Annotated in this window: 23 protein-coding genes, 1 pseudogene and 1 CRISPR repeat array; of the genes and pseudogenes, 12 read left to right on the plus strand and 12 right to left on the minus strand. The window is 52.2% G+C overall.

The genetic code is table 11. From position 1 onward, the window contains the following. The first annotated feature begins 72 nt into the window (after positions 1 to 72). The 5 genes and pseudogenes from purL to ACZ47M_RS09510 all read left to right on the plus strand — a co-directional run bounded on the left by purL (position 73) and on the right by ACZ47M_RS09510 (position 4,952). Positions 73 to 2,211, plus strand: a complete 2,139-nt coding sequence (gene purL, locus ACZ47M_RS09490) for a phosphoribosylformylglycinamidine synthase subunit PurL (protein ID WP_315342195.1) — start codon at positions 73 to 75, stop codon at positions 2,209 to 2,211. After that, positions 2,208 to 3,203: a formate--phosphoribosylaminoimidazolecarboxamide ligase gene (locus ACZ47M_RS09495; protein WP_315341516.1), complete on the plus strand. Its 996-nt coding sequence runs from the start codon at positions 2,208 to 2,210 to the stop codon at positions 3,201 to 3,203. The genes purL and ACZ47M_RS09495 overlap by 4 nt, the downstream gene beginning before the upstream one ends. A 67-nt stretch (positions 3,204 to 3,270) precedes the next feature. Beyond that, positions 3,271 to 4,194 carry a glutamine-hydrolyzing GMP synthase gene (guaA, locus tag ACZ47M_RS09500; RefSeq protein ID WP_315342192.1) on the plus strand — a complete coding sequence of 308 codons (924 nt, stop codon included), beginning with the start codon at positions 3,271 to 3,273 and terminating at the stop codon, positions 4,192 to 4,194. 10 nt (positions 4,195 to 4,204) lie between these two features. Beyond that, a pseudogene (locus ACZ47M_RS09505) lies at positions 4,205 to 4,333 on the plus strand (antitoxin AF2212-like protein); the annotation flags it as partial. Between the two features lie 49 nt (positions 4,334 to 4,382). After that, positions 4,383 to 4,952 (plus strand): GMP synthase subunit A, encoded by a 570-nt coding sequence (locus tag ACZ47M_RS09510; RefSeq protein WP_315341510.1) that lies wholly within the window; start codon positions 4,383 to 4,385, stop codon positions 4,950 to 4,952. Between the two features lie 322 nt (positions 4,953 to 5,274). Here the strand turns inward: ACZ47M_RS09510 and ACZ47M_RS09515 are convergent, their stop codons facing one another. From ACZ47M_RS09515 to twy1, 10 genes are all read right to left on the minus strand, one after another. Continuing rightward, positions 5,275 to 6,039 carry a DUF2101 family protein gene (locus ACZ47M_RS09515; protein ID WP_315341507.1) on the minus strand — a complete coding sequence of 255 codons (765 nt, stop codon included), beginning with the start codon at positions 6,037 to 6,039 and terminating at the stop codon, positions 5,275 to 5,277. A 9-nt stretch (positions 6,040 to 6,048) separates the two neighbouring features. Next, entirely contained in the window at positions 6,049 to 8,565 is a 2,517-nt protein-coding gene (locus ACZ47M_RS09520; RefSeq protein WP_315341505.1) for a DUF2341 domain-containing protein, read from the minus strand. Then, the gene (locus tag ACZ47M_RS09525) at positions 8,565 to 10,805 is read right to left on the minus strand and encodes a hypothetical protein (protein ID WP_315341501.1); all 2,241 of its coding nucleotides are present in this window, start codon (positions 10,803 to 10,805) and stop codon (positions 8,565 to 8,567) included. Before ACZ47M_RS09525 ends, ACZ47M_RS09520 begins: the two co-directional genes overlap by 1 nt. Continuing rightward, a complete protein-coding gene (locus ACZ47M_RS09530) occupies positions 10,802 to 12,301 on the minus strand; it encodes a hypothetical protein (RefSeq protein ID WP_315341498.1) in 1,500 nt (499 codons plus the stop codon). The genes ACZ47M_RS09525 and ACZ47M_RS09530 overlap by 4 nt, the downstream gene beginning before the upstream one ends. After that, complete coding sequence (locus ACZ47M_RS09535) at positions 12,298 to 12,732, minus strand: hypothetical protein (protein ID WP_315341495.1); 435 nt, start codon at positions 12,730 to 12,732, stop codon at positions 12,298 to 12,300. Before ACZ47M_RS09535 ends, ACZ47M_RS09530 begins: the two co-directional genes overlap by 4 nt. A gap of 25 nt (positions 12,733 to 12,757) precedes the next feature. After that, positions 12,758 to 13,192, minus strand: a complete 435-nt coding sequence (locus tag ACZ47M_RS09540) for a hypothetical protein (protein ID WP_315341491.1) — start codon at positions 13,190 to 13,192, stop codon at positions 12,758 to 12,760. 2 nt (positions 13,193 to 13,194) lie between these two features. Next, entirely contained in the window at positions 13,195 to 13,803 is a 609-nt protein-coding gene (locus ACZ47M_RS09545) for a class III signal peptide-containing protein (protein ID WP_315341488.1), read from the minus strand. A gap of 36 nt (positions 13,804 to 13,839) precedes the next feature. After that, on the minus strand, positions 13,840 to 14,460 hold the full coding sequence (locus ACZ47M_RS09550) for a hypothetical protein (RefSeq protein WP_315341485.1): 621 nt from the start codon (positions 14,458 to 14,460) through the stop codon (positions 13,840 to 13,842). Beyond that, positions 14,453 to 15,553, minus strand: coding sequence for an FtsZ/tubulin family protein (locus ACZ47M_RS09555; RefSeq protein WP_315341482.1), 1,101 nt, complete (start codon positions 15,551 to 15,553; stop codon positions 14,453 to 14,455). The genes ACZ47M_RS09550 and ACZ47M_RS09555 overlap by 8 nt, the downstream gene beginning before the upstream one ends. 139 nt (positions 15,554 to 15,692) lie before the next feature. Continuing rightward, positions 15,693 to 16,694 carry a 4-demethylwyosine synthase TYW1 gene (gene twy1 / locus ACZ47M_RS09560; protein WP_315341479.1) on the minus strand — a complete coding sequence of 334 codons (1,002 nt, stop codon included), beginning with the start codon at positions 16,692 to 16,694 and terminating at the stop codon, positions 15,693 to 15,695. A gap of 122 nt (positions 16,695 to 16,816) precedes the next feature. On the opposite strand from twy1, the gene ACZ47M_RS09565 reads away from it, so the two are divergent. Next, positions 16,817 to 17,485, plus strand: coding sequence for a TIGR00703 family protein (locus ACZ47M_RS09565; protein ID WP_315342189.1), 669 nt, complete (start codon positions 16,817 to 16,819; stop codon positions 17,483 to 17,485). Between the two features lie 61 nt (positions 17,486 to 17,546). Here ACZ47M_RS09565 and pdxT read toward each other — a convergent pair whose 3' ends face one another. Further along, complete coding sequence (gene pdxT / locus ACZ47M_RS09570) at positions 17,547 to 18,140, minus strand: pyridoxal 5'-phosphate synthase glutaminase subunit PdxT (RefSeq protein ID WP_315341476.1); 594 nt, start codon at positions 18,138 to 18,140, stop codon at positions 17,547 to 17,549. Positions 18,141 to 18,168: 28 nt separating this feature from the next. Beyond that, the gene (gene pdxS / locus ACZ47M_RS09575; RefSeq protein ID WP_010476996.1) at positions 18,169 to 19,176 is read right to left on the minus strand and encodes a pyridoxal 5'-phosphate synthase lyase subunit PdxS; all 1,008 of its coding nucleotides are present in this window, start codon (positions 19,174 to 19,176) and stop codon (positions 18,169 to 18,171) included. 126 nt (positions 19,177 to 19,302) lie between these two features. On the opposite strand from pdxS, the gene ACZ47M_RS09580 reads away from it, so the two are divergent. The 6 genes from ACZ47M_RS09580 (at position 19,303) to ACZ47M_RS09605 (ending at position 25,619) form a co-directional block, all read left to right on the plus strand. Continuing rightward, positions 19,303 to 20,304, plus strand: coding sequence for a 2-hydroxyacid dehydrogenase (locus tag ACZ47M_RS09580; protein WP_315341473.1), 1,002 nt, complete (start codon positions 19,303 to 19,305; stop codon positions 20,302 to 20,304). A gap of 10 nt (positions 20,305 to 20,314) precedes the next feature. Next, entirely contained in the window at positions 20,315 to 21,310 is a 996-nt protein-coding gene (locus ACZ47M_RS09585; protein WP_315341470.1) for a M42 family metallopeptidase, read from the plus strand. Between the two features lie 34 nt (positions 21,311 to 21,344). Next, complete coding sequence (locus tag ACZ47M_RS09590; RefSeq protein WP_237705083.1) at positions 21,345 to 21,617, plus strand: AbrB/MazE/SpoVT family DNA-binding domain-containing protein; 273 nt, start codon at positions 21,345 to 21,347, stop codon at positions 21,615 to 21,617. After that, the gene (locus ACZ47M_RS09595; RefSeq protein WP_040681371.1) at positions 21,583 to 22,008 is read left to right on the plus strand and encodes a type II toxin-antitoxin system VapC family toxin; all 426 of its coding nucleotides are present in this window, start codon (positions 21,583 to 21,585) and stop codon (positions 22,006 to 22,008) included. The genes ACZ47M_RS09590 and ACZ47M_RS09595 overlap by 35 nt, the downstream gene beginning before the upstream one ends. Positions 22,009 to 22,012: 4 nt before the next feature. Next, the gene (locus ACZ47M_RS09600; RefSeq protein WP_315341461.1) at positions 22,013 to 22,777 is read left to right on the plus strand and encodes a sulfite exporter TauE/SafE family protein; all 765 of its coding nucleotides are present in this window, start codon (positions 22,013 to 22,015) and stop codon (positions 22,775 to 22,777) included. A gap of 126 nt (positions 22,778 to 22,903) precedes the next feature. Then, positions 22,904 to 24,927: direct repeats of the CRISPR family, unit length 30 nt; unit sequence GTTTCCATTCTCTCAGAGTCTTATTGCAAC. A gap of 569 nt (positions 24,928 to 25,496) precedes the next feature. Then, positions 25,497 to 25,619, plus strand: coding sequence for a hypothetical protein (locus ACZ47M_RS09605; protein ID WP_315341458.1), 123 nt, complete (start codon positions 25,497 to 25,499; stop codon positions 25,617 to 25,619). The last annotated feature ends 56 nt before the right edge of the window (positions 25,620 to 25,675 follow it).

Below are 25,675 nucleotides of genomic sequence, written 5' to 3' on the forward strand. Positions count from 1 at the left end.
ATTTTTCAGTCAAAATAAACCTTAAAAACAGGTCTTTTTTACATTAATACGTCAATAACTGGAGGGTTCATGATGTTCCCCCACGAGGAGAAGTTCATCCGCGAAAGGCTCGGCAGGGAGCCGAACGAGCTTGAAAAGGCCATGTTAGAAGTTATGTGGAGCGAGCACGCCTCCTACAAGTCCAGCAGGCCCTGGCTGAGGCTTTTGCCAACTAAGAACGAGTACATAGTCATCGGCCCCGGCGAGGACGCGGGAATAATCAGGTTCGATGATGAGACGTGGATAACCGTGAGGATAGAGAGCCACAACCATCCCTCTGCAGTGGAGCCCTACGGCGGTGCCGCGACGGGCGTTGGCGGGATAGTTAGAGACGTGCTCGCCATGGGCGCAAGGCCAATTGCACTCCTCGACTCGATAAGGTTCGGTCCGCTGGAGGGGGAGCGCAACAGGTACCTTTTCGAGGGCGTCGTTAAAGGTATAGCCGACTACGGCAACAGGATAGGCGTCCCGACGGTCGGCGGCGAAGCCGAGTTCGATGAGAGCTTAGATAACTACACCCTCGTCAACGTGGCCTGCGTTGGGATAATGAAGCCCGAGCACCTCGTGCACAGCTACTTCAGTGAGGCGGGCCTCAAGCTCATCCTCGCCGGCAATAGGACGGGCAGGGACGGAATCCACGGTGTAACCTTCGCGAGCGAAGAGCTGGGAGAAGAAGAGGAAGACCGCTCCGCCGTGCAGATTCCTGATCCCTTCACTGAGAAGCTCCTCATCGAGGCGACACTTGAAGCTGTCTACACGGGAAAGGTGAAAGCACTTAAGGACCTCGGCGGCGGAGGTTTGACCTGTGCCTCCTCCGAAATGGCCGGGAAGAAGGGCTTCGGTGTAATAATTTACGCCGACAGGGTTCCCCTCAGAGAGCCCGGCATGAGTCCCGCTGAGGTCATGATCTCCGAGAGCCAGGAGAGGATGCTCCTCGCGGTTAGGCCTGAAGACGTTGAGGAAATCGGAAGGGTTTTCGAGAAGTACGAGCTGGACTGGGCGGTCGTAGGAGAGGTCATCGAGGAGCCACGCTACATCGTCTACTGGAACGGAGAGAAGGTCGCAGACCTGCCGATTGAGCTCCTCGCGGACGTTCCAACGATAGAATGGGAGATGAGGCCTCACAGTTTGGAAAGGGAAGTTGAAACGCCGGAGATTGACTTCGGGAAAGCCTTCGAGCTCGTCTGGGGCAGCCCAAACATCGTGAGCAAGCGCTGGGTCTGGGAGCAGTACGACCACGAGGTTCAGGGGAGAACAGCTGTAAAGCCCGGGAGGGACTCGGCTGTCCTTAAAATCAACGAAGAATACGGCCTTGCCTTCGTAGCGGACGGAAACCCCGGCCATAGCTACCTCAACCCCTACCACGGCGCCATGGGTGCCGTTGCAGAGGTCGTTAGAAACCTCGTCAGCGTCGGGGCGGAACCGTTGGCCCTCGTTGACAACCTCAACTTCGCCTCGCCGGAGAGACCCGAGGTCTACTGGAGCTTCGCCGAGACTGTTAGGGGATTGGCCGATGCAGCAAAGGCCTTCGGTTTGGCCTACGCAAGCGGCAACGTGAGCTTCTACAACGAGATAGCGGGGAAACCGATAAAGCCCACGCCCGTGGTTGCGGGCCTCGGAAAGGTGAAGCTTGAGAAGATTCCCTCGATGGGGCTCGAGGAAGGCCTCCTCATCGGCGTTGTTGGTGTTACGGGGAGAGAACTCGGCGGCTCTGAGCTCTACGCGAGGCTTGGAGTGGAGGGCGGAAGGACCCCGCGCGTGAACCTTGAGGAAGAGAAGGCCAACGCCGGGGGAATTCTCAGGGCCATCGAGAAGGGCCTCGTTATTTCAGTCCACGACGTCAGCAAGGGCGGCATAGCGGTCGCTCTGGCGGAGATGGCCTTAGCTGGCGGAACCGGCTTCGAGGTCGACCTCTCGGAGGTTCCCGCGGATGGAAACCCCAGCCCCTTGGAGGTGGCCTTCAGCGAGAGCCACGGGCGCTACGTCGTGGCTTTCCAAAGGGAGAGCCTAAACGAGCTTAAGGGCATCTTCAGGCACTTCGCCGTCATTGGGAGGGCAGGGGGAAGAGATGTAATCTTCCGCTGGAGCGGAAAAGAGCTCCTCAGGAAGTCAATTCCCGAGCTTAGGGAAGTTTACGAGTCCCTACCGAGGCTTCTGGGTGAGGGGGAATGAGGGTCGCTACATACGCCTCCCACTCGGCTCTCCAAATACTCAGAGGCGCAAAGGACGAGGGCTTTGAGACTGTCGCCTTCGGGCCTTCCAGAGTTAAGCCCCTCTACACGAAGTATTTCCCTGTGGCGGATAATTTCATCGAAGGGGCTTACCCCGAGGAGGAACTGCTTGAGCTCGGGGCAGTCGTCATCCCCACTGGCTCCTTCGTGGCGCACCTCGGAATCGAGCTTGTAGAGAAAATGCGCGTTCCCTACTACGGCAACAAAGGGGTGCTTAGGTGGGAGAGCGACCGGAAGCTCGAGAGGATATGGCTCGAAAGGGCAAAGCTCCGCCTCCCGAGGGTTTATGACGACCCTGATGACATTGATGGCCCGGTTATCGTCAAGCCCCACGGCGCAAAGGGCGGGAAGGGCTACTTCCTCGCTAAAAATCCGGCCGAATTCTGGGAAAAGGCTGAGAGGCTTGGGGTAAGGAGCAAGGAAGACCTGTCCAATGTTCAGATTCAGGAATACGTCCTCGGCGTCCCGGTTTACCCGCACTTCTTCTACTCAAAGCTCAACCGCGAGCTTGAGCTGATGAGCATTGACAGGCGCTACGAGAGCAACGCCGATGCAATGGGCAGGATACCCGCCAGAGAACAGCTTGAGCTTGACCTGGAGACAAATTACACGGTGGTCGGAAACATCCCGATAGTTCTCCGCGAGAGCCTGCTGATGGACGTGATTGAGGCCGGCGAAAGGGTCGTGAAAACGGCTGAAGAGCTCATGGGCGGTCTCTGGGGGCCTTTCTGCCTTGAAGGGGTTTTTACTGAGGAGCTTGAGTTCGTCGTCTTTGAGATCTCGGCGAGAATAGTTGCGGGAACCAACCCCTTCATCAACGGCTCGCCCTACACCTGGCTCCGCTATGACTTTCCCATGAGCACCGGCAGGAGGATTGCGATGGAACTGAGGCAGGCCCTTGAGGAGGATAGGCTCGGGGAAATTTTGACATAAACTTGCCAAAACTCACGAGGATAAGTTTATATGTTGACCTCCAAATGCCCGCAAAAAGGTGGTGCCCATGTGGGAGAGGTTCATCGAGGAGAAGGTTGAAGAGATAAGGAAGACCGTCGGGGACGGGAAGGCTATAATAGCGCTCAGCGGTGGTGTAGACAGCTCAACTGCCGCGGTTCTTGCCCACAGAGCAATAGGCGATAGGCTCCACGCGGTCTTCGTCAACACGGGCTTTATGCGCAAGGGGGAACCTGAGTTCGTCGTTAAGACATTCCGCGACGAGCTCGGGCTCAACCTGCACTACATCAACGCCAGCGAGCGCTTTTTCAGGGAGCTTAAGGGCGTAACGGATCCAGAAGAGAAGAGGAAGATAATCGGCAGGGTCTTCATCGAGGTCTTTGAAGAAGTCGCGAGGGGGATAGATGCCCAGTTCCTCATCCAGGGGACCATCGCCCCGGACTGGATCGAGAGCCAGGGTAGGATAAAGAGCCACCACAACGTCGGCGGTCTTCCGGAGAGGCTCAACCTGAAGCTGATAGAGCCGCTGAGGGAGCTCTACAAAGACGAAGTAAGGGAGCTCGCCAGGGAGCTCGGCCTTCCAGAGAAGATATACAACAGGATGCCCTTCCCGGGGCCCGGGCTGGCCGTTAGAGTCCTCGGGGAGGTAACACCGGAGAAGGTTGCAATCGTGAGGGAAGCGAACGCGATAGTCGAGGAGGAAATCCAGAGGGCCGGGCTGAGGCCGTGGCAGGCCTTCGCGGTTCTCCTCGGCGTCAAAACCGTCGGAGTCCAGGGGGATATAAGGGCCTACAAGGAAACGGTGGCCGTTCGCGTCGTTGAGAGCCTCGACGGCATGACGGCAAACGCGATGAACGTCCCCTTCGAGGTTCTCCAGAGGATAGCCTTCAGGATAACGAGCGAGATTCCAGAGGTCGGGAGGGTGCTTTATGATATCACCAACAAGCCCCCCGCGACGATAGAGTTCGAGTGAGAACTTTATTATCTTTGAGTCGAGCCTAAAACGGTGGGAGCATGGGGAGGTAATTGAGGTGGTCTACGAAAACGGCGTGCTGAAGCCCCTAAAGCCCCTGAAACTGAAGGAGGGGCAGAAGTTCATGGTGTGGATTTACCCCTGGTTGAAGAATCCGACGAGTTTTTCAAATCCCTGGGGGTGAGTTCATGATAGTGATTATGGACAACGGCGGGCAGTACGTCCACAGAATTTGGAGGACGCTCCGCTATTTGGGAGTGGAGGCGAAGATAATCCCCAACACGACGCCGCTTGAGGAAATAAAGGCGATGAGGCCAAAGGGCATAATCTTCTCCGGCGGGCCGGACATAGACAGGACCGGCAACTGTGGGGCAGTTCTGGAGCACTACGACGAGTTTAACGTGCCGATTTTAGGAATCTGCCTCGGCCACCAGCTGATAGCGAGGCACTTCGGCGGGAAAGTCGGCAGGGGCGATAAAGCGGAATACAGTTTAGTTGAGATTGAAATCCTTGAGGAGGACGACATTTTCAAGGGCCTGCCGGAGAGGCTTAAGGTCTGGGAGAGCCACATGGACGAGGTCAAAGAACTCCCGCCGGGCTTTAAGCTGCTCGCCAGGAGCGAGACCTGCCCGGTTGAGGCTATGAAGCACGAGAGCCTTCCAATCTACGGCGTGCAGTTCCACCCAGAGGTGGCCCACACGGAGATGGGTGTCGAGGTCTACCGCAACTTTGCGAAACTTTGCGGGGAGCTCGGCTAATCATCTTTCCTCTTTCTGCCGAGGTTTGGCCATCACACCGACTCCAGCGAAAAACTTTTAAAGGTTCCCTCATTACTTTCTTTGGTGATACTTTGGGGCACACGATCTATTATAAAACAGACATCCCAAAGTGGAGGGAATTTAGGTCGTTCCTTCGGCGAGTCTGCCGGGGCCTGGGCTACGACGTTGAGTTCCGGGGGGAGGTGGCCTTCGTCTTCCCCCACTGCAGTGCGGTGGAATCGTTGAAAATACCGAGAAAAGGCGAAAGCTTTGTCAAGACGAACCTGATAGAACCGCACCACTCGGTTTATCTCCTCATCCTCTACTCGATTTCTTCCTTTGGTTCCGTCTCCGTTTCGGAGGACTGAGCCATGTCCTCTAAATACACCTCGAGGATTCTGACGGGCTTTGAGCTTCTAAATGTCCTATCCTCAATGAGAATTTTTACGACGCGCCCGGGTTTGGCCTCCTCTACCTCGGGAAGCCAGTAATAACCCGGCTTAATGTTGGCCGCTATGTCATCGTGCACGAAAACCCTAACTAAACCGTTTTTGACCTCCTCGATGACACCGAAGGTGTAGTCCCTGCCGTATTTCCTCTTGAAATACCACCGAAAAACCAGAACAGCGGCTAAGACCGTTAGCAGGTAAGCGTAGTAGTGATAGACCTCGGGCTTCAGCTCCCTAAGGATCAGGTACCCCTCAAAGGAGAGGAAAGCCAGGGTGGATATCCCGTAATAGAAAAAGCGGTACGCCCCGGGGTTGATTATGAAGTCCCAGGTCTTCCTTATGATGTACCGCATGTAAAGGAACTCTAAGATGAACAGGAGGAAAAGGTACGCGTGGCCCTTCAATGCAACTGCTGTAAGCAGTGAAAGGAAGAGATAAGCCAGGAGGACGAGCTGAAGTTTGAGGCTGATGAACTCGTGCACTGTGAGGTCTTTTTTTGTCAGCTTCTTCAGGAATCTGAATTCAGGTGGCCTCTCTGCCTTCTCCGGAAACACTATGTCCTTTACTGCACTGCCTATCCCTGAAACGAGCGCTTCCGTGGCCTCTCCAAGCGAGTAGAGCAGGTCATCTAACCCCATGATTTCACCTCAGCTGCATCTGTATCCATAGAGTAAATCACAGGCACCTATAGTCCCGAGGACTTCCTTTGCCGTCCCTGGATCGATAAAGAATGGAACATTGCTGAGGTCTCCAGTCGATAAAACTCCCTGGGATATTCCCCAGACGCGGTAGCCTTCCACTTTCGGCCCTCTTTTGAAGTAATAGGTGAGGAAGTAGTAATCAGCGCTACTAACGTTCGTACTCGCTAACCCCAGAGTTTTCATGAGGTTGAGAAGCTTTCCGTCGTAGAGGGCGTGGGGAATCATGAAGCTGACAAGGCCTATTGGGTAGTACTTGTCCCCATACTTGTACTTCATTTCATCCTGAATGCTGTGGGCGAGGTTTACGTAGCTGTTATGGTTTCCGTTGCTACCCTCAAGCCTCTCAAAGAACGACCAGCCACTTTCAGTTGCGATGTATCTCTGGTCTATCAAACAGTCCACAAAGGTCTGGATATCATATGCCTTACCAAGGGAATTTTGGGCTTGACCAGGGGGACTAGACGAAGGTCTCCGCTCAATAACCCGAGAAAGATCCGTAGTCCTCCAATAGAGGGTTATTCCATTGAAGTTTGGATCATTCAAGGCATCACCTGAGGAGGGGTACTTCCTTACAAGGATGTAGTCGTAAATTCCCTGGTTTCCGCTTCCATCATTGTCATTCACAATGTAGAGGTACTTCAACGCTGGAGGATCAAGTAACCTTTGGTTATTATATGAGCTATCATAGTTGGCTCTCCCATCCGTTATATCAACAAAATTAGCGCTATACCTTTTAGTATTTTGATCATACCAACTACCTGAATCTCTGAGTCTCGCCTCATAGAGGTGGAAATCGGTGCCTGTTCTCTTGGAGTTTGCTGTAGTTCTCTGCCACCATTCACCCTCGTGAATAACTAGTCCCTCATTTCTGTCCTTTACATCATCCGTAAAATACATTGGCCATAATCTTCCAGATGTGCTGTCTTGAAATCCAACCCCACTGTCCCAGTCCTTGTTATTATTGCTTGGAGCCATTCTAAATCTTATGGCAAATGATCCGTCATAGTTTATTTCGTTTTTAGAACGCACGGCGACAGAGTCCCTCCCCCCGTTTATGTATAAGTACCCCCCGTTCTCAGTGGGTGCTTCATCAACCTGTACCCATTTGTCACTCCACACCCCATCTTCAAAGTCATCAAAGAATATAAAAACATCGTTACCATTTCCCTTTGTAGGTGTTCCTGAACCGAAATAAAGAGAGTATGTTTTTTGATTATCCCTGGGAACTGTGTCCCTTATCCAGATCAGTGCTTTCTTATTTGCTGGATCCCAGTACTCAATCCAGAAAGGCACTGGATTGCAGTTTGAGTCGTAGATAGCTATGGAGGCATTCGTCCTGTACTTATCACGGGTGTTGGAGTACGTGTTTGAGGTGTTCTGGAAGATAATGTCCAAGATTTGCACTGTAAATCCCTTCTCAGTGCCTACTAAAATTGGAATCTGGTAATCGTTCAAATCGATTCCCGCCTGGTTTTGAATGGTCAGATTTATCCTGTATTCCAGCGGAGAGCACCAGTTACTGCCCGCACCACCGCTTCCGGAGCCGTCCTGTATTCCCGGGAACACCAGAACACCCAAGTCACCATCGAATCCTATGAAGTCCGTTGTTTTCGCCTGTATCCCATTGATCGTGAAGTTCGTGAGGTAGTTCCCATTCTGATCCCAGACATGGGTCTCGTTGTACCCGAGGTACTCGAGGTCAGAAGGATATGCAGGGGTTCTTCTGAAGTTTCCCACAATATACCCCATGGATGAAACTCCGGAGCCGTTGGCATATGAAATCGGTAGCTGGCCCAGTTGAGGATAGCTCATTGGACAGGCCTTGATAGAGCGCTGATATCTTCCCCCCGTAAAGGCCGAAAACATCGGGTCCTCAAGATCGCGGAGATCAACGGTTGAGTATATGTAGCCCCCGCTTGAAGGAATTGGGCCGCTGTAAACGACTTTACCCGATAAGTCCTTAACCGTCACCTGGGGGATCCTCGCCTTGATAACGAGGGTAAACGCGTCGAGTGGCGCAACTGTGATGTCCGCCTTTGAGATATCCCCAGACAAATCGTAACCCTGCTTCAGTAGCAGAGAGCCAAGGTTGGAGAACCAAACTCTGAGGGTTTGGTCCTGCATAATTCTGCCCGGGTCGTAGTTTGTTATTGACTCAGAATTACCGTTGAGCATCAAATCGGCTATCGTTTTGTTGGCTTTGTAGCTTGGATTTATGAAGTTGCCAGTTGTTGCGACGTAATCAACGGCCGCAACTACGGCCCTCTTCCCCGAAATCTCAAGGGCTTTCTGGAATTCTGAATTGAGGAAAGAAACAACATCATAGGTCCTCTCTATCTGCGACCTCTCGCTCTGGGCCGTTATTATCTGGGACGATACGTCCTCGTAGGTCGCGAGGAGGAGAAGGAGCGGTATGAGAAGGATTATTGCCGCAGAGTTCAGGAAAAAGCCCCTCCTTTTCATTATCCCTCCCTCCACACCCTTAACGTTATCTGGATGGGCTGGAATAGACCGGGTATGTTGCCCATCGAGGCGAAGTCTATGTTCACCTCATTTGGGAGCTTTACGAGTATAGGACTTCTCTGGGTGCCATCGCCACCGAGGTTGTTGAAGAGCCTTATTATTGCGTCATCAACGGCGTAGGTTCTTCTTCCATTTAGGAGTTCATCAGTGGTAACACTGCAGTAGGGTTCATTCCCAGCAAGGATGTAAGCCTGTTGTGGCGTGGTTACTGAACTGTCCTGCCAGTAGTAGGTTATGTTGTACCCCTTGCACCCGGGACGCATGAACCTTGGGAAGACATCGCCGTAGCCTGCGTAGGCTTTTATGGCATAAGTGAAATCACCAGTGGTGAACTCCTTTGACATGACGTAGCAAATCCCTGTCTCAGCTTTAATGTAATTGTCTCCTTCCGCCAGGGCATTCTCTATGGGGTTCCCTGAGTTGCTTACTATTCCGTTCACGATTCCCCATCTCGTGAAGGCGGGATCTATAAAGGGTTTTGGGGGGTGGGAGTACACTGTGATCCATCCACCTGTTTTATCGTTTTTGATACTGAGACTTTGTTTATAATCATCACTATCCCTACAGTTAACATTCCAAAGTCTAACAATATGGAGTCTGAAGAGCAACGGCTGGGTCCCCTGAGGAATGCTGAATTTCCATTCCAGCATGGTGTAGAAGTCCGTTTGATAAGCACTTTCTTGAAAAGTATAATCAGTAACACTTGAAGGGCCAATAGGTTTTGTAAAGTCGATTGTATACTGGTCGAGGTATATAGGGGGGATGTATTCAAGGTCAATTTTAGAGTCCGTTTCATCCATTCTGACAGGGTATTTGAAGGTTGTTGTATCTCCATATGAGGGGGACTTATATTCCATTCCAAAGGTCACTGCGATCCATAGATATGCGTTGGAGAGATTTTGTGGGTAGATTTTTGAATTTTTGAGTGCGTTCATAATCGTGGAATTGTCCCAAGTGAACACGTCCACACCGCTGGTAGTCCCTTCTCCAATCTCGACTCTTGTGTTTAGGTACGTCACGTAGAGTTTTGGCTTTATATTGAGCTTCGATGCGTTCACTATCTTTACCTGGACGTTAATACCCCTGAACTTGCCGGGTATAAACACAGCGTTTTCAACTTGGAAGGGATGAGAAGTTTTAATACCGTCAAAGTGAACTGTCTGGGGGTATCTAAACGTACCGGGCTGGGATGTAGTGTAAGTTAAAGTTATGAATGAATTGGGGTGAACACCACCGCTATAACTTTCTCCATCCTGATAACCCGGATTATAGACCCACACCTCAAAAATATGTCTCCTAAGGTCTCTGTGTCTCTGAAGTATCTCCAGCATGTTGCACGAGTTCTCGTCGTTTGGATTGCTGTCCTTTAGTATTTCCCACGTGGAGTACTTCACAAACCCACTACTACTAAACTGTCCGCATTTCACGGGTTCCCCGTCTATAAACAGCCTCATGTAGGAAGATGGGCTAAACCATCTTGGCTGAGGGAACCACTCCACTGAAGTTATATTTGCATCGGGCGGGAGTTCGTTTTCATTTGGAATGTAGTATCGCACGATAGTGTAATCTGTGTTGGTTGGAGCATAGGCGAACGCGGAGCTTCCAAAGTATGTGTAACTAGTTGTCTTCTCCGTTATCTTCGTCAAATAAGCCCTCGCCATGTAGCCCCTCGGCGTCTGGTTGTAGGCGTAGCCACTCATAATCAGTGTCGCCGGGGAAACATCAGGCGCCTTCGAATAGTTGGAGCCAACCTCCCTCAAATAGGGGCTCGTGTAGTTGTTTATGAGGAGCTCGTAGTTGTACCCCTTCAAACTCTGATTAAGGACGTAGCCGAGGATCACTTCCGCCTTGTGGCGGAGGTTCATGGAGGGATACAAGGGCTCTGTGGCCCAGTAGGTAGCGACTATGTCCAGTGGGGTCATTTCGGGGCTCACGAGTTCTTCATCGAGGGTTCCATCCTTCAACCACTCATTTATCTTTTCCTGAGGAACCAGCTGGTTCAGCGAGACAGTTCTAAGCGTTTGGAGGGTGTCCATGGCTATGTACTGGGACTGGGAGCGCATATAGGTTGAATAAACCTGGGAAGTACTGTCGGTTATCGCTACCATGCTGGTTATGAACAAAGCCACCAGGACAAGCGAAAGCATGGCATCGAGCGTGAAAACAAACCCCCTCCTCATGAGTCATCCCACACCGTCAGTTTTACAAGGGCCGGCTCGGCCTTCGGCTTGAGGCTCCACTCTATGCTCGGCTCGATATTGATGGAAACATCACCCCTCGCCCACCCGTTGAGGGAATAGAACCAGAGACCTAACACCATGCCACTCCCCTCGCCGAATATGTCCTTGAGAGGGATTGAAATAGAGGAAGCCGTTCCCGAGTAATACTTGAGAACAACGCCCGAGGTCCTGTTCTCCACCAGAACCCCCCTGAGAATGCCCCCCGTCTTATCCCTGTATACCATCAGCCCGAGGAGACGTGAACCGGATAATGCAACGAACGTGGCGTTCCCCTGGCTATTCGGAGCGCTGACCGAGAGATAAGCACCCTGGGGTAGTTGACTGGTGAGCAGGCCGTAAACCATTGGGTCCGTTGCTGACGGCCCCGCAGACAGGTTATACTCGAGGCGAGCTATCGTTATCCTTCTCTCAGCGGGCTCTATCCAGGGTGACCTGTCCATGGAGGCGAGGACACTGTTCCTATCCTGGGTGGGTGTTCCGTTGATGACGGCGAACCAGTAGGTGGGCGTCTTCTTTTCCATAAGGCTCGTGTAAAAGGTGTAGCTGGAGGAGATCTTGGGAGTGGTATTGTCGTAGGCAGAAACCGTGACGACGACGTTTCCTTCTCCGGAGGTCAGGCGGATGCGCTTCCAATTATTTTTATTTTCCAACTGTATCTTGAAGTTACTTTGTGGGTTTGTGGCATATATGGTAATCCTTGTGTTTTCAGGGAGGGGCCCGATCACACAGGTATTTCCACGGGAGTAAGCACTGTTGCAAAGCCCGGAAGGAACCTCGGCGTTCGTAGTCGTTATGTAGGTGGTTGAAGCAGTGACGATTTCAACTATGTCCCCCCGGTTTACTTCGATGTTCAGGTTATTACTGAGCCTTGTTATGTTCTCATTTTTGTAGACACTACCGTTTGCCTTTGTGATCTTAATGTAACTCACAGAGAAGTAGTCGTTGCCATTGGGGCTTCCCTGAATGTCAAATCTAACCCCACCACCCTTTTTATCTGCAAACGTAATGTTTGGTACGTGAACCCTCGGAAACCTTCCCTCGATGCTTACATTAAAGGATGAAATGTAAAACTCGAGGAGGAAGTCTTTGCCCGTGCCCATGTTATTCAGGGCGCCTGAGACGTTTTTGTTATTAAAATTCAGGGCCAGGGCCTTAACCCGCTTGTAGTCCACACCGGTCAAAGAGGAGTCGCTGCGAAGTCCGACGATTTTAACGGAACCTGGGCTCTGGTACCAGTCCGCCGGCTCGCCCTGGGTCTTTATCATGATATCAAGCATGTTGTCCGCTATGTTAGCCCTCTCGTACCAGCCGAGCATTGAAGTTATCTCCCCCTTTAGGGCGGATGAGGTGTTGAGCACTGCGGTGAAGACGAACACAACTATCACGAGGGAAACCATGGCGTCAAGGGAGAGAAGCTGGGCACGTCTCGAGCTCATTCTTTTCTCACCTCGAGGTCTATTATAACTCTCCTCCCCCAGTAATACAGTTCCCCGTCCCTTTCACTGAACCCGCCCCTCGACTTCAGCTCCCTTTTTATGAAGTCAGATACAGCGTTTTTGAGCAGGTCCTGATCCAGGTTTTTGTGGTATCCCACGGACACTTTAACGGACACCGAGCCCTCATCTTCCTGCGTTATCCCGACGCCTCTCACTATGCATCCAATCGATGAGTAGTTGGCCGAGACTATCACAGCGTTTAACTGCCCGTATTTCTCATCCTTTGAGACCACCCCGGTGTTTAAATACGCGCACGCGCTCTCTGCTTGACTTCTAACGTGAAATATAAGCTCCGAGCTGCTGTTTGTCTTAAGGTACGGCCCCACCACTAACGCCGCCCCCAGGAGGATTATCCCCGTCAGGAACAGCACCTCAAGGGCGGTCTGAGCTCTGGCTTTACTTCTTAACCGTAACACATCTCCGCCCCCCAGCGCTGACTGCAGTTACGTTAAAGCTCTCGCCTCCGGGCGTTAGCTCAACCTCCGAGTCGCATAGTGGGACCGGCACGTTCTGTCCGACAACGAAAGTTTTTCCACCGAGTTTGGCCGTGATTAGTATCGTGGAATTGCTGGAATAGAGTTTTACTGTTATTTCGTCGCCGTTTGAAAGCCCGATCGGGGAGCTCTTGATTATTGTGAAGTTTGTTCCCACCGAATATGATTTAACCGCCGTGTCCCTCAGGTCAACGGCAAAGACCTTCAATTTTGCCGTGGTGTCGAGTACCCCTGCGCTCTCTATCTCACCGGAGGCCACCGAGACAATCCCCGCAACTGTCACGGTTATGAGCATTACCGCTATGAGGAAATCAAACGTGATCTGCGCCCTTTTCATCTTCACCCACCGGGTTTTATGTTTATCCTGATCTCTCCAGTCGTTGAGTTGAATTTCCAGCCCTCGGGTGCATCGGGGTTCCATTCAACCACTATCCTAAGGGTTGGGGGCAGGTCGTTCGGGTTTATCTCCAGGCCGTATGCCGTTTTGGAGTCCACGTTAACACTTCCTTTGGGTGACCAGATTGAGCTATTCGAGGACAGTATCTTTTTATACATGGATTCGCTCCAGAAGGCGTTCTTATCAGGCCCCGCGAGAACCACAGTGGATCCTGTTCCGTTAATCGTTATGAGCGGGCCGTTTTCGTAGGTTATGAACACTTTAGGGCTTTTTACTCCGGTCGCCTTCTCCAGCATCTGAGGGTCTCTGAGGTAATTTACGCGGACGTAACCGGTGGCCTTGGCCCCCGGCCCTTGGGCATAGACCTGGTTTATCGTGTTCGAGATGGCATTTGCGAGGCTCTTCTCCTCCAGTGCCACCTGTATCCTCAGGTTTTCAACCGATGTTGAGCCCTCTTTGAACGTTACGTTGTTGATTGAATAAGCCAGGAGAATCATCATTATCGCGAACACAAAGAGGAATTCCAGTGAGACCTGTCCCTTCCTACCCATCTCTCCCCCTCATAATATTTTTGAGGCTGGGTGTATTTAACCCTTGCCATGGGATATATCGACAACTGCAACTGTCTCCGGCCCCTTCTTTACCGTTTTAACTTCAAAATAGTCGTCGTTGAAGACCTTGAAGCTGAACTTCTCCGGGTCAAGGGAATGTCTCGTTAGGAGGGCCCTCATCTCGTCTATGAAGAACTGTGCGAGCTGGTGGTATATGAGATCCCTTTTCTCCCTTGCCCTGTCGTGGACCCACACCACCAGGGGCAGCGGGATTAAGCCCAGCAACGCCATGGGCCACCAGAGAGACAGACCGGCGAGGATTAACGATAAAGACGCGGCTCCTATTAATGCGTAAAGGAAATACTCGGTCTTTTTTACATTTTTGAGCTCCTTAACCTTTGCCTCCCATATGTCTAAGAGCGCCGGGTTGTAGAAGTCGAATGCGGTGTGCCTTTTTCCTTTCTTTATCCTCTCCCTTATGAGTTCGTCCCAGTCGTCTTTGTAGTAGACCTTAAAGCCCTTTTTCATGGCCCTTTCGGCATCTATGGAGGAGATTATCCTCCTGATGTCCTCAGCGCTCTCCTCTGCTATGTGAGAATAAACTCCCTTCGCGTCCAGCTCTAAGGCAACTTCCACGGAGTCCCTTATTTCATCCATCGAGCTCCCCCTCCGCAGGGTAAATGTCATCGAAGTCCGGGAGTCCGGTCAGGAGGGTTTTTTTCTTTTCTTCTGCTTCGGCTTTTGCTTTCATGAAGGACTCAGCGTACCTCTTTGCCGTGGTTATTATGTCCTCTATGCTTTTGCTCTCGTAAATCCCGCTCAGGAGGGTCACAACCTCAACATCCCTCTCCCGGGGATCTGGATAAAAACCCCTGAAAATCTGCTTGCCTTTTATTCTTCCGGTCAGCTCGTCCAGGGCTTCAAATATCTCCCTCGCCTTCAGCACTTCAGGGGGCCCGTGAATTGCCACGAGGCCGTAGAGAGCGGACTCAACGTTGACCTCAAGGTAGAGCCCCTCGCTTTCGAAAGACCTTGCTATAAGCCTCGAGAGGCTTTTCACCTGATCGGCCCGGGATTTGGCATAGCCAACCGTGGCAAAGCTTCCGAAGGCCTTGAGGACAAACTTCAAATCGCTCGCATCCAGCGTCTGCTCACCCGGGACGTCTATGAGTGCCAGAAGCGATGCTATCCTCTCGGCTATTGTGTAGTTTATCTTCTCGTACGCTTGACTTATGTCCAGGTCCCCTTCCTTGAGCTTGTTGTTGTCTATTGCGATTATTGAGTCGGCAACCTTTGAAAGCTTATCTACGGTTATCGCCGCGTTTATCGTCGGTCTTATCCCCTCTTCCTTCAGGGGCAGTGCCCCTATCGCAACCACCAGCGAGTCCGGGTATTCTTCTTTCAGGGCTTCGGCAAGGACGGGCGTTCCCCCGGCCCCGGTTCCGCCGCCAAAGCCGAAAGTGAGGAAGAATACATCAACGTCTTCGTAACCAACGATCGAGGAAACCTTCTTCATAACCATGGGGAGATCGCGCTTCATGGCCTCTCTCCCCAGAACGGGGTTGGCGTTTACCCCCTTCCCCCCGGTTAAGCTCTCTCCTATCAGTATTCTTCTCTCAGGCGGAATGTGCTTTAGATACTCCAAATCGCCCCTTGAAGTGTTTATGGCCAGGCTCTCAAAGTCCACGAGGGAGAAGATGTCCGCTATTTTAGTCCCGCACTGTCCGACCCCTATTATCAAAGCTCTCACGTCACATCACCCAACTCAACGGTTGAAAGCTCCCGTGACCCTGACTGTAATAACTCCCCGGGAATACATAAAGTTTTCTGGACGTTGCTTGCACCTAAGTGAGTTTAGAAAAAGAAGAGAAAGGGTTGCCTGAGCGGAATCAGCCTTTTATGAACCTCCCGTTCAGGCCCCTGCCCTGGGAATCTACGTCGTCGCGCATTATGAGAACTACCCTGCTCGGCTCGTATTCGTCCTCGATGTGGTATCCGGGGAGGTGCTTCACAAGCTCCTCAGCGAAGGTCCTGATCTCCTCGTGCTTTGGCATGTTGTTGATGGTGAGCCTGTTCCTTGAGAAGCCAACGAACATGTAGGCCTTTGCCTCGACGAACATCGGGTTTGCTATCTTAATCAGTTCGGCGTATCCTTCCGGGTTGTGCATGTTCTCGCCTTTAACAAGGGTCAGCCTTATCACTGTTCTCGTCTGAGCGTCTTTCATGAGCCGTAGGGTATCCTTTATCCTCTCCCAGCCGTCGGGTATCATCGGGACGTTCACCCTGTTGTATGTCTCTATGTCAGGCGCAGTAAGCGAGACGTAGAGCTGGGTGGGGAGCTTGTCCTCCCTTATCATCTCCTCGAGCCTCTCGGGGACGGTTCCGTTCGTGACTATGAATGTGGTAAAGCCCCTCCTGTGGAACTCCTCAACGAGGTCACCCATGTAGGGGTAGAGCATTGGCTCGCCCGAGAGGCTTATGGCGGCATGCCTTGGGTTCCAGGCCTCCTCAAACTTCTCCTTCGGAACCTCAGGGTTGCCCTTGTAGCCAACTAAAAGCTTCCTCTGGGCCTTTATGCTCTCCTCGACGATGAATGCCGGATCGTCCCATGGCTGGGGAAGCTCCGTTCCCAGGAAGCCCTCCATCGGGCGCCAGCAGAATATGCAGTTGTGGGTGCACCATGCTGTGACGGGCGTCATCTGGAGGCAGCGGTGGCTCGCTATACCGTAGAACTTCTGCTTGTAGCAGAACCTCCCGCCGGTGAGGCTCTCCTTGAGCCAGTGGCAGAGCTTCACCGAACTGTGCCTCCCCACGAGCTCGTAGTGCTGTTTCCTGAAGAGGAGAGCGATTTCCTCAGGCATGTTTGGGTTTGAGTTCACCACTATCGCCATTAGCCTCACCTAACTCCAATCTTTGTTGAGTCTTCGTCGGGTGCTTTAAAAACCTGATTGGCCAGCCCTGTTCCAGGAAAACTTTATAAGGCCAGCAATTTTATTTACTAACGGTGAGAAAAATGCTCGAAGGCTACTATATCGTCGAGAACACCGGGATTGTCCCTGCCGTGAGGAGGTTCGGGTTTAAAGACCTAAAAGCCTGGGGCTACGACCTTCACCTCGGAACTATCGACGGCAGGGAGGCCTACTTTGTCTCAAACGTCGGAACCAGGGAGGAGGGCGAAACCTATAGGCAGGACGGTAAGGAGTACCATATCAGCGAGACCCGGAGGGAAATACCAAAGGACGCCAGACTTTTGGCGAGGATAGTCGTAGAAAAGGGCCAGCCCTATCTGGAGTTCTGGCTCGACACGGAAGAAGGGGACTTTCCACTCGCGAAGGAAGACCCGAGACTGATCCTCCACCGCTTCTGGACTGAGAAGAAGTTCAACCAGCTGGAGAAGCACGTTGGGAGCGTTGGCCTTACCACGGACTTCTTCAAGGACAGGGTTTTCGTGAAGAGCCTGCCCCTGACCTACGAGGAGTATCCACCGAAGGTCAGAAAGGTTCTGAGGGAGGTAAGGGACATACACCGCGACATGACTGGCTTTGGAAGGTTCGTCTTCCAGTACTTCGGCGAGGAGGACAAGGCACACCACTACCGCCTCTGGTGGCTTCTGCCGACGATACACCTCTTCGACGTCGAGGTCTCAAACGAAGTAGACAAAGTCCTGGCCATGCTCGACTGAAAAAATAGCGGAGAGGCCCAGCCGGCTTCAGCCTCTTTTTGCCTTTAAAGTTAAGATAAAATCAAAGGGCCTTCCTCAAAAAGTACTCGTGGACCCTCGTATCATCAGTCAGCTCGGGGTGGAACTCGAGGCCTATCAGGTTGTCCTGCTCAACGCCAACAACCCTGTCCCCGAGCCAGGCTATCGGCTTCACCCTGCTGCTCAAAAGCTCAACTATCCTCGGGGCGCGGATGAATACACCTATGAAAGGCTCATCGCTGAAGGCAAGCTTTATAGGTGCTTCAAAGCTGTCCACCTGCCTGCCGTAGGCGTTTCTGTTCACCTTAACGTCGAGTAGCTCAAGGAACCTCTGCTCCGGCGTTGCCCCTACAACTTCCTTCGAGAGCATTATCAGCCCGGCACAGGTTCCCATTATTGGCAATCCTTCCTCACCGAGCTTTTTGACCGGCTCAAAGAGGCCGGTTTTAAGCATAAGCCTTGAAATCGTCGTGCTCTCCCCACCGGGGATTATTATCGCGGAGATTCCCTCGAGTTGCTCCGGCCTTCTGAGCCAGAAGACCTCGCCGGAAACACCGAGGTTTGCGAGGGCTTTTTTAGCTGCGTCGACGTGCTCGCTCACGTCCCCCTGGAGGCCGATGACCCCTACCTTGACCATTCCGACCACCCCAAAAAAGAAAAAAGGCTCAGACGCCCCTCTCCTCGAGGCGAACCTCGAGCTGTTCTATCTCCTGGCCGTGCATGGGCTCTCCGATCTCCTTGCTTATCTCAACCAATACATCGGGCTCGTCCCAGTGGTTTACGGCCTCAACTATGGCCCTCGCCATCTTGGGCGGGTTGGAGCTCTTGAAGATTCCGGAGCCGACGAATACCCCATCCATGCCCATCTGCATCATCAGGGCGGCGTCTGCGGGGGTGGCAACTCCTCCAGCCGCGAAGTTGACGACGGGGAGCCTTCCGAGCTTTTTGATCTCTAAAAGGATCCTGTAGAGGCCCTCGACGATCTCGCGGTAGGTGTAGTGGCCGTAGACCGGTTCGTTCTCAAGAACCTGCTTCGGGAGGCCGCTTATCTCCCTGACCTCCAGGGCGAGCCTGAGGTAGGGTTCAGCAAACTTCTCTGCAACGCCGTAGACCTGCTCGTCGGTCATGCGCTGGATTAGGGCTATGTTGTCCTGGAGAAGGCGGACGTGCCTTACAGCCTCGATGATGTTTCCTGTTCCCGCTTCACCCTTAGTCCTCATCATGGCCGCGCCTTCCCATATCCTTCTGACGGCCTCGCCGAGGTTCCTGTTGCCGCAGACGAAAGGAACCTTGAACTCGCGCTTGTCGATGTGGAAGTACGGGTCAGAGGGGGTGAGAACCTCGCTCTCGTCTATCATGTCAACGCCCAGGGCCTCGAGTATCCTCGCCTCTGCGACGTGGCCTATCCTGACCTTGGCCATCACGGGAATAGTTACCGCGTCCATTATCTCCTGGATCTTCTCTATCGGAGCCATCCTCGCGACTCCGCCGGCCTTCCTGATATCTGCCGGAACGCGGTGGAGGGCCATAACGGCCACTGCACCAGCTTCCTCAGCGATTCTCGCCTGCTCGGCGTTGGTGACGTCCATTATGACGCCGCCCTTCACCATCCTGGCGAAGCCCCTCTTCAATCTCTCCGTGCCCTTAACCTCGATAACGTCGAGCTTTCCCATATCGATCACCCCGTCCACTTGTTGTTCGAGGGGGAAGATATAAGCCTTTCCACTTTGGATGTTTTCCCCCACAGTTTCCCCGACAGGTTTATTAACCATTTCGACAGATATCTTAACGGTGGTACTGTGAGGCCAAAGGTGGCAGTTCTTTTTAAGATGAAGAGCAAACCGCTTGAAGAGCTCAAGAAGTATGCAGACGTTGAGTTCATCCTGGAGCCAAGCGTTGAAGAGCTCAGGGAGCGCATAGGGGAGTTCGACGGCGTCATAATCTCGCCCCTGAACCCCTTCCCGAGGGAAGTCATTGAGATGGCCGGGAGGCTGAAGGTGATAAGCTGCCACTCGGCTGGCTACGACCACGTCGATGTGAAAGCGGCGACCGAACGTGGGATCTACGTTACAAAAGTTTCCGGAGTTCTGAGCGAGGCAGTCGCTGAGTTTGCCGTCGGCCTGACCATCGCTCTCCTCAGGAAGATAGCCTACACCGATAAGCTCGTCCGTTCCGGAAAGTGGGAGAGCCATGCCATGATATGGAGCAGTTTCCAGGACGTAGAGACGGTTTACGGCAAGAAGGTGGGAATCCTCGGCATGGGGGCGATAGGAGAGGCGATAGCGAGGAGGATGAAGGCCTTAGGGACGGAAATCCTATACTGGTCGCGCTCGAGGAAAGAAGCTGTGGAGCAAGAGGTTGGGGCAGTTTACAAACCATTGGAGGACGTCCTGAGGGAGAGCGACATCGTTATCTTAGCACTCCCAGCAACGCCCGAGACATACCATATCATCAACGGGGAGCGGATAAAGCTCCTTGAGGGTAAGTACCTTGTGAACATTGGCAGGGGGACCCTCGTGGACGAGAAAGCCGTCGTTAAGGCCATCGAGGAGGGCAGGCTCAAGGGCTACGCCACCGATGTCTTCGAGAAAGAGCCAGTTCGGGAGCACGAGCTCTTCAAGTACGAGCGGGAGACCGTCTTGACGCCCCACCACGCGGGCCTCTCAAGGGAAGCCATGGAGGACATGGGCTTTCAGGCCGTGAGAAACCTCCTCTCCGTCCTCCGCGGCGAAGTTCCGAAAGACCTCGTGAACCGGGAAGTAGTTAAAATCCGTCCGCCTGAGAAAGTCAAGATGCTCTGAGGTGGCTGGAATGCTGGTTGAGGAACTCAGGGAGATTACACGGATTCCGGGTGTTTCAGGCTATGAAGAGAAGGTCAGGGAAAAGATAGCTGAGTGGGTGGAGCCATACGCGGACTATGCCGTTGACACCATCGGGAACCTCGTCGTTGAGCTCGGCGAGGGCGAGCTTAAGGCCATCTTCATGGCCCACATGGACGAGATAGGTCTTCTCATCACTGGAATAAGGCCCGACGGGAAGCTGACCTTCAGAAAAGTTGGGGGAATCGACGACCGCCTTCTGTACGGGAGGCATTTAGATGTCATCACCGAGAAAGGGAAGCTCGACGGCGTTATCGGGGCACTCCCGGTGCACCTCAACCTTGAGCAGAAGTTCGAAACGGTGCCATGGAGCAAGCTCGTCATAGACATAGGTGCGGAGAGCAGAGAAGAAGCGGAGAAGCTCGGCGTTAAGGTTCTTGATTATGCCGTCTTCAAGAAGCACTTCGCGGTTCTGAACGACCGCTACGTCTCGACCCGCTCGCTGGACGACCGCTTTGGGGTGGTTGCCCTCGTTGAGGCCATCAAAGACCTCGTTGACCATGACCTCGATGGCAGATACATCTTCGCCTTCACAGTCCAGGAGGAGGTGGGCCTCAACGGGGCGAAGTTCCTGGCCGAAAAGTACTCCCCCAGGTACGCCTTTGCGGTGGATTCCTTCGCCTGCTGCGGGGACTTAACCGGCGACGTTGAGCTCGGCGGGGGCGCCGTGATAAGGGCCGTCGATGGCTCTGCCATCTACACCAGGGCCCTCGCGAGAAAAGTCGCTGAAATCGCCCGCAGGAACGGGATCCCCCTCCAGGTCGGCGTCACCGGCGGTGGGACGGACGCATCGGTCTTCCAGCACAAGAGCGAGGTTCTGGCCTTGAGCGTGCCCATAAGGTACCTCCACAGCGAGGTCGAGACGCTCCATTTAGCTGACCTCGAGGCGCTGATAAAGCTCATCGAGGCGATAGCTTTTGAGCTCTGAGAAATTTTTATAACCCCCAGGAAAAGTGGGATTGGTGGGAAAAGTGGGACTGACTAAGGTGGACGAAAAGGGCAGGATAGTCATCCCGAAGGAGATAAGGAGAAAGCTGAAGATAAAGCCTGGTGAAGAGTTTGTGGTTACAGAGCTAGACGGCGATACTCTCATTGTAAAGCGCTTCAACGTTAAAAAGATGCTCGAGGGCCTGATAGAAAAGGCAAAAGACGTCGACCTTGAGAAGCTCCAGATGGAGACAGCCGAAGAGGGGAACAGGGTTGCCAGGAAAAAGTACAGAGAAGTTTTTGATTGACACCAACGTCTTCATTGCCGCAGTAAAGCGGGGATGGACCGACACGACCGAGCTACTCCTCCACTTACTCTCCAGCAGCAGGTATAGACTCATAGCAAACGACGTCCTGCTTGCAGAGTACCGGAAATACGCGGAGAGGCTCGATGCCATGGATTTTTATGAGTTTTTGGTGAGTAGGGTTGATCTTGTGAACCCAAAGCCTGAGGACGTTCGAAAGGTGCTGTCCTACTTCCCAAAAAGCCAGGTTGCGGATGCTGTTCACGCAGCGACCTGTCTGATAACTGGAGCCGTATTAATCACGAACGACAGGCACTTTGAGGAGATTTCTAAAGCAGGCCTGATTGAAGTCTGGAGCGTTACAACTGCAATTAAAAGACTAATCCGGAGGTGATTCCGTGCTCAAATACCTGGGCTACTTCGGCGTTGGAGTCCTCATCGGAGCCCTCGCGGCAATGTTCGGCCTCGGCGGGGGCTTCCTGATAGTGCCTGTCCTTAACCTCCTCGGCGTCGAGATGCACCACGCCGTTGGAACTTCGAGCGCGGCCGTAGTCTTTACTTCCCTCAGCTCTGCCATAGCCTACCAAAGGCAGCGCAGGATACACTACAAAGCCGGTCTTCTGCTGGCGTTAACAGCAGTCCCGGGGGCGTATATAGGCGCGTGGGCGACGGCCTACATAAGCGCCTCCCAGCTGAATGTGATCTTCGGTATAGTTCTCTTCCTCGTCGCGATAGGGATTTACAGGAAGAAGAGCGCCGAGCCGCACGAGGTCAGGATTGAGGAGGTAAAGCTCGACCACAAGCTGATCCTCCTCGGCGGCCTCATAGCGGGGATAGCCAGCGGGCTTTTGGGCGTCGGGGGAGGGGTTATAAACGTGCCCTTCCTTACTGCCATGGGCATGCCGATACACTATGCGGTAGCCACCTCGAGCTTTGCGATAGTCTTCACCTCAACGAGCGGGGCTCTGAAGCACTACATGATGGGCAACGTTGAGGTGGAGTGGCTTCTCCTCCTCGTGCCGGGCCTCATAATCGGCGCCCAGATCGGTGCGAGGATAGCGAAGAGAACTAAAGCCTCTTCACTCAGCAAGGCCTTTGCGGTTGTCCTGGCCCTCCTGGCCATCAGGATGGTGCTCCGGGGACTCGGCTTTGCCGTCCCGTGAGCTTTTGTTTATGTCTTCCTGTTTCGATTCTCCCAGAGTCCTATTGTCTGGGGGGACGTCCCGTCCCCCACCCCCTCGAAGTTTCCTAAGACTCCCATCAAAGCCCGGTTAGAACTGTGTTCTTATCTTTCAATTCTCTCAGGGCCTTATTGCAACCCAGGACTTTCCAGAGAAAGTCAGGCTGACCACGCCGAGTTTCCATTCTCCCAGAGTCTTATTGCAACAAACGCATATATCAGTGGTGATGTGCATGAAGGACTTCGTTTCCATTCTCCCAGAGTCTTATTGCAACATCTATGTCGCGGGGCTTGGAGAAAATAGAGGGTAGGGTTTCCATTCTCCCAGAGTCTTATTGCAACATGATGAGGGACGAGGTCGAGGCGATAAGAAAGTTCAGTTTCCATTCTCCCAGAGTCTTATTGCAACAAGTTCAAGAACGAGACAGTCGGGAGCAGTGTCTACATGTTTCCATTCTCCCAGAGTCTTATTGCAACAGAAGAGATGGATTTTTGATAAGATATCTGATGTCATGGTTTCCATTCTCCCAGAGTCTTATTGCAACATGATAAGGTTACCTTATACGCTGGGACGACAGAGAAAGGGGTTTCCATTCTCTCAGAGTCTTATTGCAACTCTGGAGATATTAGAAAATGAAATCAAAGAGATTTTGAGGTTTCCATTCTCTCAGAGTCTTATTGCAACCAACCCTCAAGCTCCCCGAAGAGCCGCTTCCCCACACGGTGGGTTTCCATTCTCTCAGAGTCTTATTGCAACGATTTCCAAGTCCTATCAATCACCCAGCTGCGACTGTCGTTTCCATTCTCTCAGAGTCTTATTGCAACTGGTTGCGAGGAATAGTTTGCAGGCGCCGAATATGAGGGTTTCCATTCTCTCAGAGTCTTATTGCAACGCCCTTAAGGGAGACCATAAGAGCTATAGAGGCTATTGTTTCCATTCTCTCAGAGTCTTATTGCAACGGGAAGGTTCTGAAGACCGGTGTAATGATAGACCATGAGTTTCCATTCTCTCAGAGTCTTATTGCAACCCAGCCGCCTGAAGGCTGGGCACACACGCCCGCCGAGTGTTTCCATTCTCTCAGAGTCTTATTGCAACCCAGTTAGTGTCAAAGGTGACGGCGAACCTGTCTCCCTCGGGTTTCCATTCTCTCAGAGTCTTATTGCAACATTGTTCGCCAGAGGGCACGTGCCCCTGTCACAGAAGTCGGTTTCCATTCTCTCAGAGTCTTATTGCAACTAACCTCGTTCGGGGTCATCAGCACACGGGGTTTAAAATCTGTTTCCATTCTCTCAGAGTCTTATTGCAACGCAACGTGGGCCATTATGCCGGCGCCTATGATGTCACCGGTTTCCATGTTTCCATTCTCTCAGAGTCTTATTGCAACAGGGTTATGGGAAAAGCTGTAGTTGTCCCCTCAAAAGGTTTCCATTCTCTCAGAGTCTTATTGCAACAGAACTTCTTGCTCAGAATGTAAGTGTGGTAAGCACCAGTTTCCATTCTCTCAGAGTCTTATTGCAACCGTAGTGGTGATTATACGCCTGTTATAGTTTATGGTGATGTGTTTCCATTCTCTCAGAGTCTTATTGCAACATGATTGAGGCGTATGTTCGGACTGTTAGTGGTTCTACGTTTCCATTCTCTCAGAGTCTTATTGCAACACCCTCCATATACTTCCCCAGTAAATGCTATTCCGTAGTTTCCATTCTCTCAGAGTCTTATTGCAACAACCGGATTCTGTAGTGCTGGGCGTATCAGTTGATGGTTTCCATTCTCTCAGAGTCTTATTGCAACTAAAGACTACGAAGAGTCCTGTTGCCCACCCGACTATGCGTTTCCATTCTCTCAGAGTCTTATTGCAACTTTGCTTGTAACATTGTGTTACATGTTGTGAACCGTAGTTTCCATTCTCTCAGAGTCTTATTGCAACTGGTATGGATGAGAAAGTTTTAGTTGTTGATACTAATATGTTTCCATTCTCTCAGAGTCTTATTGCAACGATTAAGAGGGCCATTTCCAAGTCCTGTTCTTGCATTGGTTTCCATTCTCTCAGAGTCTTATTGCAACCATAGACTGCTTCGCAGAAGCTCTCAAAAGCCTGCTACGTTTCCATTCTCTCAGAGTCTTATTGCAACAGGGCGGGTTTCTCCTCAGTTTGTCCTGCAAGACCATATTAATCCCCGGATTTTATAAGTTTTTCTATGGAGGGGCCTTAAAAGAGCCCCCAAAAGACCGGATTTCCGGCTATTGAAAGGCCAAACTCAACGGACAAAGCTAACAAGCAGGACTTTTCCCATGGTGCACTCTTATGAGCATGGGACTTCCAAAGGAAGGAAAAGAGCCCAAACAGGCAAAAATGGCGTTTAAACCATTTAAACTCAAAAAACTCCAATTTCCATAGGAAGGGCTGGATTCCAGGCCCTCCCCTTCCTCCGCTCAAAACTCCGAAAAAAATTCGTTACAAAACGCACAAAAACCTGTAACAAAATGTTAGATAATAACAAAAGGTTACTAAAGACTTCCAGGGCCGCCACCGGGGAGGTCTCCAGAAAAACAGCCCTCAGAAAGAACAATTCCAGAAACAAAACAGCCTAAACGTGATACAAAAAATTTAAAACCTCAGCGGCCTACTTTATTTGATGGTGGTATGTAAATCGTCAAAGGGCCTCATGAAGAAAGGATAGCCGAGGAAAAAGCCATTAAAATGCCGGGGCGCCTCTTTGCGAGGGTTGAGCGGTTCGATGTTTACCGGTATCATTACGTTCCGCTCGCGATTAAGGAAGGAGGGAAGGAAAAACGAAAGCCAAAGGGAAGGCTCTGGCAGTGATAACTCTGGCCCTCCTCCTCTTTCCGGGCCCTGTGCTCGCGGAGGGGGAGGTGAAA

Source organism: Thermococcus waiotapuensis (genome assembly GCF_055384795.1).